General features: G+C 61.2%; 14 protein-coding genes. 4 read left to right on the forward strand and 10 right to left on the reverse strand.

What is annotated here, in order from left to right; translation table 11 throughout:
- Positions 1-27 precede the first annotated feature (27 nt).
- Entirely contained in the window at positions 28-579 is a 552-nt protein-coding gene (locus ACM6UT_RS17035; RefSeq protein ID WP_416798543.1) for a L,D-transpeptidase family protein, read from the forward strand.
- Positions 580-596: 17 nt separating this feature from the next.
- On the opposite strand, the gene ACM6UT_RS17040 is transcribed toward ACM6UT_RS17035, so the two are convergent.
- The 5 genes from ACM6UT_RS17040 to rplS all read right to left on the reverse strand — a co-directional run bounded on the left by ACM6UT_RS17040 (position 597) and on the right by rplS (position 5,368).
- On the reverse strand, positions 597-1,145 hold the full coding sequence (locus tag ACM6UT_RS17040; protein WP_416798544.1) for a SixA phosphatase family protein: 549 nt from the start codon (positions 1,143-1,145) through the stop codon (positions 597-599).
- A 118-nt stretch (positions 1,146-1,263) separates the two neighbouring features.
- Positions 1,264-2,673, reverse strand: a complete 1,410-nt coding sequence (leuC, locus tag ACM6UT_RS17045) for a 3-isopropylmalate dehydratase large subunit (RefSeq protein ID WP_416798545.1) — start codon at positions 2,671-2,673, stop codon at positions 1,264-1,266.
- A 271-nt stretch (positions 2,674-2,944) separates the two neighbouring features.
- Positions 2,945-3,769, reverse strand: a complete 825-nt coding sequence (locus ACM6UT_RS17050; RefSeq protein ID WP_416798546.1) for an amino acid ABC transporter permease — start codon at positions 3,767-3,769, stop codon at positions 2,945-2,947.
- 37 nt (positions 3,770-3,806) lie between these two features.
- Positions 3,807-4,604, reverse strand: coding sequence for a basic amino acid ABC transporter substrate-binding protein (locus ACM6UT_RS17055; protein ID WP_416798547.1), 798 nt, complete (start codon positions 4,602-4,604; stop codon positions 3,807-3,809).
- Between the two features lie 245 nt (positions 4,605-4,849).
- Complete coding sequence (gene rplS / locus ACM6UT_RS17060) at positions 4,850-5,368, reverse strand: 50S ribosomal protein L19 (protein WP_129334036.1); 519 nt, start codon at positions 5,366-5,368, stop codon at positions 4,850-4,852.
- A gap of 232 nt (positions 5,369-5,600) precedes the next feature.
- Here rplS and ACM6UT_RS17065 point away from each other — a divergent pair, with 232 nt between their 5' ends.
- On the forward strand, positions 5,601-6,380 hold the full coding sequence (locus tag ACM6UT_RS17065; RefSeq protein WP_416798548.1) for a sulfite exporter TauE/SafE family protein: 780 nt from the start codon (positions 5,601-5,603) through the stop codon (positions 6,378-6,380).
- Here ACM6UT_RS17065 and trmD read toward each other — a convergent pair.
- From trmD to ffh, 5 genes are read right to left on the reverse strand one after another with little or no spacing between them, the layout of a single operon-like run.
- The gene (trmD, locus tag ACM6UT_RS17070) at positions 6,362-7,066 is read right to left on the reverse strand and encodes a tRNA (guanosine(37)-N1)-methyltransferase TrmD (RefSeq protein ID WP_416798549.1); all 705 of its coding nucleotides are present in this window, start codon (positions 7,064-7,066) and stop codon (positions 6,362-6,364) included. The two genes, ACM6UT_RS17065 and trmD, sit on opposite strands and share 19 nt — an antisense overlap.
- Before the next feature lie 10 nt (positions 7,067-7,076).
- Positions 7,077-7,727, reverse strand: a complete 651-nt coding sequence (gene rimM, locus ACM6UT_RS17075; RefSeq protein WP_416798550.1) for a ribosome maturation factor RimM — start codon at positions 7,725-7,727, stop codon at positions 7,077-7,079.
- Positions 7,728-7,763: 36 nt separating this feature from the next.
- Positions 7,764-8,141: a 30S ribosomal protein S16 gene (rpsP, locus tag ACM6UT_RS17080; protein WP_416798551.1), complete on the reverse strand. Its 378-nt coding sequence runs from the start codon at positions 8,139-8,141 to the stop codon at positions 7,764-7,766.
- A gap of 36 nt (positions 8,142-8,177) precedes the next feature.
- Entirely contained in the window at positions 8,178-8,498 is a 321-nt protein-coding gene (locus ACM6UT_RS17085; protein ID WP_112690617.1) for a chorismate mutase, read from the reverse strand.
- A 14-nt stretch (positions 8,499-8,512) separates the two neighbouring features.
- The gene (ffh, locus tag ACM6UT_RS17090) at positions 8,513-10,069 is read right to left on the reverse strand and encodes a signal recognition particle protein (RefSeq protein WP_416798552.1); all 1,557 of its coding nucleotides are present in this window, start codon (positions 10,067-10,069) and stop codon (positions 8,513-8,515) included.
- Between the two features lie 386 nt (positions 10,070-10,455).
- Here ffh and dapF point away from each other — a divergent pair, with 386 nt between their 5' ends.
- Positions 10,456-11,370, forward strand: coding sequence for a diaminopimelate epimerase (dapF, locus tag ACM6UT_RS17095; protein WP_416798553.1), 915 nt, complete (start codon positions 10,456-10,458; stop codon positions 11,368-11,370).
- On the forward strand, positions 11,367-12,641 hold the full coding sequence (mtaB, locus tag ACM6UT_RS17100) for a tRNA (N(6)-L-threonylcarbamoyladenosine(37)-C(2))-methylthiotransferase MtaB (protein ID WP_416798554.1): 1,275 nt from the start codon (positions 11,367-11,369) through the stop codon (positions 12,639-12,641). Before dapF ends, mtaB begins: the two co-directional genes overlap by 4 nt.
- Positions 12,642-12,653: the final 12 nt, after the last annotated feature.

A 12,653-nucleotide genomic window follows, 5' to 3' on the forward strand; every position in this document is an offset into this window, starting at 1 on the left:
AACGAGTCACAGGCAAGGCAAAATCTCGTGAAGTCGTCCCTTCGCAATCCCTCTGCCGGCCGCAGTCAGCCGATCGTGCTTCGTGCCGCGCCACGTGATCGCTCGCGGGCCATCCTGCAGTTCGGTGTCCTTCGGTTGCCTGCCGCCTTGGGTCGCGCCGGCATCGTTTCTTGCAAGAAGGAAGGTGATGGAGGGTCCCCCCGCGCGACCATGCGGCTGCTGAGCGGCTGTTTCCGGGGTGATCGAATCACGAATCTCGTCACCGCCTTGCCCATGATCCGCACGAACGCCGGCATGCTGTGGTGCGACGCCCCGCAACATCCCGCCTACAACCGGCCGGTTTCGGCGCCTTTCGCTGCGAGCCACGAGCGGCTGATGCGCGACGATTCACTCTATGACATATGCCTCGTCATGGACTGGAACGTCTCGTCACGCCAGCGAGGACGCGGATCGGCTATCTTCTTTCATCTGGCGCGCCCCGGCTACACACCCACTGAAGGCTGCGTCGCAGTTGCACGGAGGGACATGCTGCGCCTCATCCGTCATTTCCGTCGGGGCACACGTATTCGCATCCTGTAGGCTCTGCCGTCTGCAATTTAGGCGAGCGACCGCGGTACGACGAACCGCTCCAAATATCCATTCCCCTCACCGATCTGGCTCCAGCCTTCCGCGTGGAACAGGATGCAGGCGAGCGCTGCCGTGGGAAACTTCTCTCGCAGGCGTTTCAAAGCATCCCCTTCCCCGTTGCCGGCGAGCCGAAGTGCGGCCTCCTGGAGGCCGGGATTGTGGGAAAGCACCAACACCTCACGGTATCTGGGATCAATGTCCCTCAGAAGCGCAAGAATGCGTTCCGCGGACGCGTCATACAGTGTCTTGAGAATGCGTATCTCGGCGGTTGTTGTCAGCCGGCTCTCGACAATAGCCCACGTCTCCCGCGTTCGCCGGGCACCGGAGACGAGCGCCAGGTCCGGCTTCATCCGCTTCGTCACGAGGTAGTCTGCGATGAGCAAGGCCGCCTTTCGTCCGCGCTTTGCAAGCGGACGCTCGTAGTCCTCGGTCCCGCTTGCCCAATCTGACTTTGCGTGGCGCAACAAGAGAAGCCGCCGCGGCACTTTAGTTGCGTCCCGGCCGCCGTCACCACCCATGCCGTTGCCCCCTTCCGTCGCTTTCCGCACAGACAGCATGGCACAGGTTCGGAAGCTGCGAAAAGCAAAATGCCGCCCCGTCCGGAGCGGCATCCAGTAACGCCATGCGACGGTGTTGCTATTTCCAGTCGCGGATGTCGACGAAATGACCGGCGACGGCCGCGGCCGCTGCCATGGCCGGAGAGACGAGATGCGTCCGGCCCTTATACCCCTGACGGCCCTCGAAATTGCGGTTCGAGGTCGAGGCGCAACGTTCACCCGGCTTCAGACGGTCATCGTTCATCGCAAGGCACATGGAACAGCCCGGCTCACGCCATTCGAAGCCGGCGTCCTTGAAGATCTTGTCCAGGCCCTCGGCTTCCGCCTGTTCCTTGACGAGGCCGGAGCCCGGCACGACCATGGCCGAGACCGTGGACGCCACCTTCTTGCCTTCCACCACCTTGGCGGCGGCGCGCAGATCCTCGATGCGGCCGTTGGTGCACGAGCCGATGAAGACGCGGTCGATGGCGATGTCGGTCATCTTCGTGCCCGGCTTCAGGCCCATATAGTCGAGCGCACGCCACTTGGAGGCGCGCTTGTTTTCGTCGGCGATCTCGTCCGGATTCGGAACGACGCCCTGGATCGACACGACGTCTTCCGGCGAGGAGCCCCAGGAGACGATCGGCGGCAGGTTGGCGGCGTCGAGAACAACAACCTTGTCGAAATGCGCGCCTTCATCCGTGTGCAGCGTCTTCCAGTAGGCGACGGCCTGGTCCCAGGCCTCGCCCTTCGGCGCGCGCGGCTTGTCCTTGATGTAGGCGAAGGTCTTCTCGTCGGGGGCGATCAGGCCGGCGCGAGCGCCGCCCTCGATCGTCATGTTGCAGACGGTCATGCGGCCTTCCATCGACAGATCGCGGATCGCTTCGCCGGCGAATTCGATGACATGTCCCGTTCCGCCGGCAGTGCCGATCTCGCCGATGATGGCGAGAATGATGTCCTTGGCGGTGACGCCTTCCGGCAACTTGCCGTCGACGCGAACCAGCATGTTCTTCGCCTTTTTCTGGATCAGCGTCTGGGTCGCCAGCACATGCTCGACCTCAGACGTGCCGATGCCGTGCGCGAGCGAGCCGAAGGCACCGTGCGTCGAGGTGTGGCTGTCACCGCAGACGATGGTCATGCCCGGAAGCGTGAAGCCCTGCTCGGGGCCGACGATGTGCACGATGCCCTGACGCTTGTCGTTCTCGGAATAGTATTCCACGCCAAATTCGGCAGCGTTGTGCGCAAGCGCCTCGACCTGGATGCGGCTTTCCTCGTTCTTGATGCCGGTGTGACGGTCCGGCGTGGTCGGCACGTTGTGGTCGACGACGGCGAGCGTCTTCTGCGGCGCATGCACCGTGCGGTGCGCCATGCGAAGACCTTCAAACGCCTGTGGACTGGTGACTTCGTGTACCAGATGGCGATCGATATAGATCAGACAGGTGCCATCGTCTTGCTGGTCGACCAGGTGATCATCCCAGATCTTGTCGTAAAGGGTGCGGGGTGCGCTCATGATGTCAACTTCCGTGAGTGAATGGAGCGGGATCTTGGCGGGCGGAAATCGCCTGCGGCTCAAAAGGTCGGCCGATCAGGATAGGCGGCTGTTGAGCGCCCCGGAGACACGCGCAAAAAAACGCGCCGGCAACCGCTTGCGGTCCTGCAGCACGAAAATATGAGGCGCGAGACATCCGAACTTAGATTCCATCGGCGCGCTCATACCAGTTTTCGGGAAAACCGGCAATCAAATTGCGCCTCAGCGCTCCGACATAGATCGGTCAACCAAGCTAAGCCGCCGAGTACCTCCCCCGCATCCGGCGTTCGAGACGACGGAGGACAAGTGACAACCCTACTGTCAGTAGCAGATAGACATAGGCGACGATCGAATACGTCTCGAAGAAGCGGAAGGAGCCGGAAGCATAGACCTTGGCCATCTGCGTTATGTCGGCAACCCCGAGAACGGACACCAGCGACGAGTCCTTGACCATCGCGACGAAATCGTTCGACAGCGGCGGAAAAACCACGCGGATCGCCTGCGGGAAGACGACGAGCCGGAAGCGCTGATAACGATTGAGACCAAGCGCCATCGCCGCTTCGATCTGCCCCTTGTCGATCGACTGAAATCCGGCGCGGAATATCTCCGCGATAAACGCAGAATAGCCGATCGTCAGTGCGATGATGGCCCGCCACATCAATGAGACGTCGCGCACCACCAATGGCTCGACCAAGCCTGTCACAGCGAGCGGCGAGGTGATCAAGTTGTATAGCGCGACAAACGCGGGTGTACCCACGAAGGCGATGTAGAACAGCAGCACAAGGATCGGTACGCCACGGATGACTTCGACATAGAAGCGTGCAACCTGACGCAGGACATTGCCTTGCGCCATACCGAGCAGCGCGATGAGAAGTCCGAGAAACATCGCCAGCCCGAAACCCGCAAGCGTGACGAAGATCGTCACTCCCAATCCCGCGGCGACTGTCTGGAAGACTTGCGTGTACAAATCGCTGACGGCGACAATCGCGGCTATGACCACGGCTGCCAGGACAAAGGCGACCAACCACCACGGCCGGTCGCCTCGGTCACCTGTCCCCGGTAAAGTCTGAAAACCCATCAGACAAGCGCTCCACGCAGAGCGCGAAGGAACGCAGTCATTCGCCCATCTTGTAGTCGAGGAACCACTTCTTGTTCAGCGTCTCGAACGTGCCGTCCGCCTTCAGTGCGGCGATGGCCGCGTTGACCGACGTCACGAGATCGGATCCCTTGGGGAAAATGAAGCCGAAATCTTCTGTACCAAGCGGCTCACCGACGATCTTCAGGCCGCCGTTCGAGGCGGCGACATAGCCCTCACCCGCTGTGCTGTCGGTCAACACGAGATCGACGTCACCGGCCTTCAGAGCCTGAACGGTTGCTCCGAACGTCTCGAACAGCTTGATCCGCGAGTTCTGTTCATTGCCGTCGAGAATCTCATAGACTGCAGTGTAGAACGGACTGGTACCGGGCTGGGCCCCGACGAGACCACTCTCAAGTGCCGCAAAACTTTTAGCATCACGAAAACGTGTCTCGTCTCCGCGTACCAGCATCAACTGCTGCGACCGCATGTAAGGATCCGAAAAGTCGACCTTCTCCTTACGGTCGTCCTTGATGGTGATGCCGGTCATGCCGACCTGATATTGTCCGTCCGACACCGCCTGGATCATCGCGTCCCAGGACGTATTCTGGTACTCGACCTTGAAGTTCAAACGCTTCGCGATCTCGTTCATCGCGTCGTATTCCCAGCCCACAGCCTGGCCGGTCTTCGGGTCGACAAATTGCAGCGGCGGATACGCATTCTCCGTCACCACCACGACCGTTCTGCCGCCGAGATCAGGCAGATCGGCAGAGAACGACGCGAAGGGAGCAAGAAAGAGGGATGACAGACCGGCAAGAACGGCGCGGCGGACAAACATTCTAGTCTCCTGAATTGTGGCAGCGGCAGAGTGTCACAACTTCTTCTGCCCTTGCAAGGGCAAGGACTCCCTGCATCTGGGACATAGCGCAATTAGGGTTCTATGACGCGGGTCGGTGCCGCAGAACAGCTTTGCGTCGGGTAAAGCGGACCGAAGCTGTCAGTGAACAAAAAGGCCGGAGCATCTGTCCCGATGCTCCGGCCTTTCAATTGAGCAGAACGGCCGAAAGCCGCCCACGCAGGATGTTATTCTGCTGCGCCTTCGGCAGCCGCGGCCTTTTCAGCGGCCTCGGCAGCAGCCTTCTCGGCAGCCAGAGCCTGGGCAGCTGCAATCTTCTCGGCCTCGATGCGTGCCTTTTCCTCAGCGACCGCAGCGCGTTCGTTCTCATTGAGCTTGCGAGCACGGGTGCCGGTGTTCTCGACGATACGGGCCGACTTGCCGCGACGATCGCGCAGGTAGTAGAGCTTGGCGCGACGAACCTTACCACGACGGACAACTTCGACGCTGTCGACGAGCGGCGAGTAAACCGGGAATACGCGCTCGACGCCTTCCCCGTAGGAAATCTTGCGAACCGTGAAGCTCTCGTTGATGCCGGCCCCCGAACGAGCAATGCACACGCCTTCATAGGCCTGTACGCGGGTACGGTTGCCTTCCTTGACGGTAACGTTGACGCGCAGCGTGTCGCCCGGGGAGAATTCCGGAAGCTTGCGCTTGGCTTCGATCTTGGCGGCCTGTTCGGCTTCCAACTGCTGAATGATGTTCATGTCTAACCTCGATTTCTTCTGAAACGGCCAGAGCGCTCGACGATGATTCCTTGGTCGGGCCTCGGAATATTGACCCCGGAGGGTCGGAGCGGATACGCGGTTCTTTGTTTGCTGGCAGACGGGCAAAGCCCATTTCCGCGCGTGCCAATACACGAAACAAACCCGGTTGTCACCCCCTGCGGCCTTATTTGTCCTATCGGGGGCAAGCTTGTCGGCAGCGACGAGAACGAATATGCATGCCACCTGCCTGTGGGGGAGTGAGATCGTGAGCCTGGCCGTCGTTTTACTTCTGTTCGTCGCCGGTTTCCTGTCGGGGGTGGTCAATGCCATCGCTGGCGGCGGTACGTTTCTGACCTTCGGAGCCATGACGCTCGCCGGCCTTCCGCCAATTGCCGCCAACGCCACCTCGTCCATTACCCAGTTCCCTGGCTACATCACCTCGACACTCGCATATCTGCGCGAACTGAGAGCGATTGGAAAAGGTGCGGTCGCCCTGGCGCTCGTCTCCGCAGCAGGTTCCCTCGGCGGCGCGCTCTTCCTCGTTTCGCTCTCGAATTCCGCTTTCCGGGCCATGGTGCCCTGGCTGCTGATTGCAGCGACTGCAATCTTTGCCGCGGGCCCCAAGCTCCGACCCAAAAATGCGGGTGAGAGCCATCCCGCGAGCCCCCTCGGTCTCGCGCTGCAAACGGCAACGTCCTTCTATGGAGGTTTCTTCGGCGCCGGCATGGGCATCATGATGCTCGCCTCGCTGGGACTTGCCAGCGGCGGCGACTATCATCGTCTCAATGCACTGAAAAACTTTCTCTCGATCGTCATTGCCGCGGTGGCAATCGTCGTCTTTACGTCTGCCGGCGCGATTTCGTGGCTACACGCCGCCATCATGGTGCCTGCCGTAGCGCTGGGCGGATATGCCGGCGTCGGCGTCGCCAGACGTGCTCCTCAGGCGTTGCTGCGCTGGACCGTCGTGGTTCTGGGACTGATGCTCGCCGGCTACTATTTCTTCACCGGCTGAGATGCGGCATCGGCAGCAAGAAGGTCCGCTCGCCTTTCCTTCGTAAGGGCAAGCGCCTGTTCGTGGCGCCACTTCTCGATTGCGCCGTGATTGCCTGACGTCAGCACTGCGGGAATTTCTCGCCCCTCGAACTCCTGAGGGCGGGTATATTGCGGATGCTCCAGGAGACCGCCTTCGAAGCTCTCGTGGACACCGGAGAGCTCGTTGCCCATGACCCCCGGCAAGATGCGGACAACAGCGTCAAGTACGACAAGCGCCGCCGGCTCGCCTCCCGAGAGGATATAGTCACCAATCGAGACCTCTTCGAGACCGCGAGCTTCGATCACGCGTTGGTCGACACCTTCAAAACGGCCACAGACGATCACAACGCCGCCACCGGAAGCGAGCTCCCTTACCCGTCGTTGCGTCAGCGGTCGGCCTCTCGGGCTCATCAACAGCCTCGGCCGGTCATCCTTCGCCACGTCGTCGATCGCTCGCGCCAGCACATCCGGCTTGAGCACCATGCCCGCGCCGCCGCCGGCCGGCGTATCATCGACCGTCCGGTGCCGGTCGGTCGCGAAGTCGCGGATCTGAACGGTTTCCATCGTCCATTGGCCACGCTGCAGGGCGCGGCCAGCAAGCGAAAAACCGAGATGACCCGGGAACATTTCGGGGTAGAGGGTAAGGATCGTCGCTCGAAAGCCCATGCGCAGCCGCTTATTCTTCGTCGGAGCCGTCGGAACCCGGCCCCTTCTTACGCGGCTTGCTTTCCTCCTCAAGACCGGCCGCCACGGGATCGATCAGCAGACGGCCACTCTCGAGGTCTATTTCGAGTACCGCTGTCTCCGAGAACGGGATGAGCACGGGGCGTTTACCCGGTCCCTTGATTTCCAGTAGATCACCCGCCCCGAAGTCGAAAACCGCAGACACGGCGCCATAATGCTTTCCAGCACTGTCGTAGACGTCGAGCCCTTCGAGGTCGGCATAGTAGAACTCGTCATCGTCCAGTTCGCCGTCGGGAAGCGCGTCCCGCTCAACATAAAGATCGACTCCATTCAGCGCCTCGGCGGCATTGCGATCGTTGATGCCACGGAATCGCACCACCACGACATTCTTGGCTTCGCGAATCTCGAGTATCTCGAAAACGCGGCCGTCCAGACTGCGGAGGTTGCCGTAATCGCCTAGAGCGATCGGATCGCCGGTATAGGCTCTGACGCGAACCTCTCCCCTTAGCCCCTGGGCAGCTCCAACAGTAGCCATCAGAACGGGATTCTTGAGGGTGGTCATGGGTACTTGCCATCCAAGATCGTCGACATGCCGCCTTTTTAGGACGAAGCATGGTGAAAAGAAACGAAAAACGGGCGGCAAGATACTGCCGCCCGTCGGATTTCAAAGGAATGGAAATTATTCCGCGGCGCTCGCTTCGGCAGCAGCAGCGGCAGCCTCGGCGGCCTTCATTTCCTTTTCCTTGATGCGCTCCAGAGCCTTCTTGCCCGGCTTTGCCTTTTCCGGGTTGCTGCGGGCGTCGCGGGTGGCGAGGCCGGCTTCAGCCATGAAACGCAGAACGCGATCGGTCGGCTGGGCGCCCTTTGCAACCCATTCCTTGATGCGTTCGACGTTCAGTTCGATGCGCTTCTCGCTGTCCTTCGGAAGCATCGGATTCCAGGCACCGACCCTCTCGAGGAAACGGCCATCGCGCGGCGAGCGGGCGTCGGCAACGACGATCTGGTAGTACGGACGCTTCTTGGAACCGCCACGGGCGAGACGAATTTTCAGTGCCATTTCTTTACTCCTTGGGCTTTTCTGGTCCGCCTGACGTCAGGCGGTCTTTTCCGAATTGCTGCCGATGTCGGCGGCGATTGCTTCATGATGCCGGATAACTTCCCTGATGATGAAATTCAGGAACTTTTCTGCGAAATCCGGATCCAGATGGGCATCCTGCGCCAGGCGGCGAAGACGTTCGATCTGGTATTCCTCGCGCGCCGGATCGGCCGGCGGCAAATCGTATTGGGCCTTGAGAACGCCGACCGCCTTCGTGCAGCGAAACCGTTCGGCGAGCATATGCACGAGAGCGGCGTCGATGTTGTCGATCGACTGGCGGTAGCTCGCGAGCTGTTCCTTGACGTGCGGAGCGATCATGGCGATGTCTCGTCTCACTTCTTCTTCGGCAATCCGGGAAGGCCCGGGAACCCGCCACCGAGGCCGGGCAGCTTCCCGCTCAGTCCCGGCAATCCGCCGCCACCAAGCCCCGGAAGTGCGCCCGGCTTGATCCCAGCCGCTTCTGCCTGCTTGGCAAGTGCTTCGATCTGCTTCGGATCCATGCTCGACAGATCCGGCATCCCGCCCATGCCGCCAAGCCCCATCTTGGAGGCCAAGCCACCCATCATCTGCTTCATCATGCCGCCACCTTTCTTGCCGCCCATCATCTTCATCATGTCGGCCATCTGGCGGTGCATCTTCAGGAGCTTGTTGATTTCGGCGGCGTCGGTGCCGGAGCCGGCGGCAATGCGCTTCTTGCGGGAGTGCTTCAGAATATCAGGATTGGCCCGCTCAGCCTTGGTCATCGACTGGATGATGGCAATCTGACGACCGAACAGCTTGTCGTTCAGCCCTGCGGCGGCCATCTTGTCCTTCATCCCCGACATGCCGGGCATCAGACCCATGATGCCGCCCATGCCGCCCATCTTCTGCATCTGGCGCAGCTGATCTGCGAGGTCGTCGAGGTCGAATTTACCCTTGGCTATCTTGGCGGCCATGGCGGCCGCCTTCTCGGCGTCGATGTTCTCCGCCGCCTTCTCGACCAGCGAAACGATGTCGCCCATGCCGAGGATGCGGTCGGCGATGCGCCGCGGATGGAACTCCTCGAGTTCCGTCATCTTTTCGCCGACGCCGATCAGCTTGATCGGCTTGCCGGTGACGGCGCGCATCGAAAGAGCGGCGCCGCCGCGGCCGTCACCGTCCATGCGGGTCAGAACGAGGCCTGTAATGCCGACGCGTTCGTCGAAATTGCGGGCAAGATTGACGGCATCCTGACCAGTCAGCGCATCAGCAACAAGAAGGATCTCGTGCGGCTTGGATCTGGCCTTGATCTCGGCCATCTCGACCATCAACGGCTCGTCGATATGCGTGCGGCCGGCGGTGTCGAGGATAACGACGTCATGGCCGCCGAGCTTGGCGGCCTGCACGGCGCGGCTTGCGATATCGGTCGGCGATTGGCCGGCAATGATCGGCAACACGTCGATGCCGGTCTGCACCCCGAGCTGACGCAACTGCTCCTGGGCAGCCGGACGACGCGTGTCGAGCGAGGCCATAAGGACCTTTTTCTTCTCGCGATCGGTCAAACGCTTGGCGATCTTGCCCGTGGTCGTGGTCTTGCCGGAGCCTTGCAGGCCGACCATCATGACGACGACGGGAGCCGGCGCATTGAGATCAATCGAAACGCCCTCGGAGCCCAGCATTTCGATGAGTTCGTCGTGAACGATCTTGACGACCATCTGCCCGGGCTTGATCGACTTGAGCACCGCGGCGCCGACGGCCTTTTCGCGAACCCTGTCGGTGAAGGCGCGCACGACCTCGAGCGCTACGTCGGCTTCCAGAAGGGCACGACGCACCTCGCGCAGCGCGGCGGAGACATCCGCTTCGGACAATGCGCCACGGCCGGTCAGTCCATTCAGAATGGATCCAAGGCGGTCCTGGAGGTTTTCAAACATCGGCTCTTCCTTATCGTTTCGGATCCCGAAACGTTGGTCTTTTCTCCGCCGAAAACAAGACGCAAAACCAAAAAGCACCCGAGAGCGCAACGCGCTGTCGGATGTTGACCTCCGGGATCTCTTTATACCTTGGCGGGTCCCGGTCGGCGGCTCGGAGTCTCGATCTCGTCGCAGATTTGCCGGCGATAAACAGGAAAACCGCGCCGGAGTCAAGTATTTCAGCCCCTACTTGACGAACGGGCCCCTCGAATCTGCGCGCGACCCCTTCTTTGGCCGTACCGGACAGCGACAGTTCATTCCAGCGAGGCTCCGGCGATCATGAAGTACACTGGTAATTCCGGCGCTTTTCCGCCATATAAGCGGCGACAACCATCGAAAGTATCAGCATGACGGCAGCAACGGTCGAATTCGCGAAGATGAACGGGCTTGGCAACAAGATTCTGGTCGTCGACATGCGCGGCCGTGCCGACCGGGTCTCGCCGGCAGCGGCCGTCAGCCTTGCCGGCAGTCCGGAAACCGCATTCGACCAGATCATGGCGATCCACGATCCGAAGCTTTCCGGCACCGACGCGTATATCGACATTCTCAACTGCGACGGCACCCGCGCCCAGGCCTGTGGCAATGGCACGCGTTGCGTCGTACAGGCGCTTGCAGCCGAGACCGGACGCAAAACCTTCACCTTTCAGACGATCGCTGGAATCCTCAATGCAGTCGAACACGAGGACGGCACGATCTCGGTCGACATGGGTGAACCGGTTTTCGAGTGGAACCGCATTCCCCTCGCCGAAGAATTTCACGACACCAGCCGCATCGAACTGCAGATCGGGCCGATCGACGCTCCGATACTGCATTCGCCCTCGGCCGTATCGATGGGCAATCCGCATGCGATCTTCTGGGTCGATCGCGATCCGATGACGTTCGATCTTGACCGTTTCGGCCCGCTTCTCGAAAACCATCCGATGTTCCCTGAAAAGGCAAACATCACGCTGGCGCAGGTGACCGCACCCGACGCAATGACAACCCGGACCTGGGAACGCGGAGCGGGACTGACACTCGCCTGCGGTTCAGCCGCATGTGCGGCTGCCGTCAGCGGCGCACACACCGGCCGGACCGGCCGCAGGGTGACTGTTACCGTCGCTTCCAGCCCGAACCGGCAGGCGCTCACGATCGAATGGCGCGAACGCGACAACCACGTTGTCATGACCGGTCCCGCCGAATGGGAATGGTCCGGTACGCTCGATCCGGCGACCGGCGCCTGGCAGCGCAGCATATCCTCCGAAAGCGGAGCATCCGCTTCGTGAGCGGCATCGACGTCATTACCTTCGGCTGCCGGCTCAACACCTACGAGTCCGAGGTGATGAAGGCTGAAGCGGCCAAGGCCGGCCTCAGCGATACGATTATCGTCAATACTTGCGCGGTCACCGGCGAAGCCGTTCGGCAAGCTCGCCAAGTGATCCGCCGCGCCCGTCGCGAAAACCCCAATGCCCGGATCGTGGTGACCGGTTGCGCCGCCCAGACCGATGCCCGGGGCTTTGCCGCAATGCCCGAAGTCGACGCCGTCCTCGGCAACGAGGAGAAGCTCAAAGCCGAGCATTATCGGGCAGTTCCGGATTTCGGGGTCGACATTGAGGAGAAGGTTCGCGTCAACGAGATCATGAGCATCACGGAGACGGCGCCCCAGATGGTTGCGCATATCGACGGTCACGTCCGCGGCTTTTTGCAGGTGCAGACTGGCTGTGACCACCGCTGCACTTTCTGCATCATACCTTACGGACGCGGCAATTCTCGCTCGGTTCCCATGGGCGCAATCGTCGAACAAGCGCGCAGGCTTGTTGAAAACGGCTACCGCGAAGTGGTGCTGACCGGCGTCGACGCGACCAGCTACGGCAACGATCTTCCCGGCCAGCCGAGTCTCGGCCTGCTGGCAAAGACGCTGCTGAAGCAGGTGCCGGAAATCCGGCGGCTACGCCTCTCCTCGATCGACAGTATTGAAGTCGACAGCCACCTGTTCGATCTCATCGCCGACGAACCGCGCTTCATGCCGCACCTCCATCTCTCTCTGCAGCATGGAGATGACCTGATCCTGAAGCGAATGAAGCGTCGCCACAGCCGCGCGGACGCGGTCGATTTCGCAAGAAAGGTCCGTGCGTTGCGGCCGGACGTTGCGTTCGGAGCGGACATGATCGCCGGCTTCCCGACGGAGACGGAGGAAATGTTCGAGAATGCCGCGAGCCTTGCCGAGGAGATCGGCGTCGCGCATCTTCACGTCTTCCCCTACAGTCCCCGTCCCGGCACGCCGGCAGCGCGCATGCCTCAGGTCGATCGTGCAGTGGTGAAGGAGAGGGCGGCCCGCTTGCGCGAACGTGCGCTGATCCTCCATACCGCGCATCTGTCGTCAATGGTCGGAACGCGTCAGACGATCCTTGTCGAAAACAACGGCATGGGCCATACGGAAAACTTCTCGCTGGTCGAGGCCTCAGGGCTTGCGCCACGCGACCTTGTGACGGTCACGATAACCGGCCACAATGGCAAGAACCTGGAAATGCAATTGGCTGGCCGCTCGGCTGCCTGATCTCGAACGGAT

The organism is Ciceribacter azotifigens (assembly GCF_048159625.1).
In the GTDB taxonomy this organism is placed as follows: Bacteria; Pseudomonadota; Alphaproteobacteria; order Rhizobiales; family Rhizobiaceae; genus Allorhizobium; species Allorhizobium azotifigens.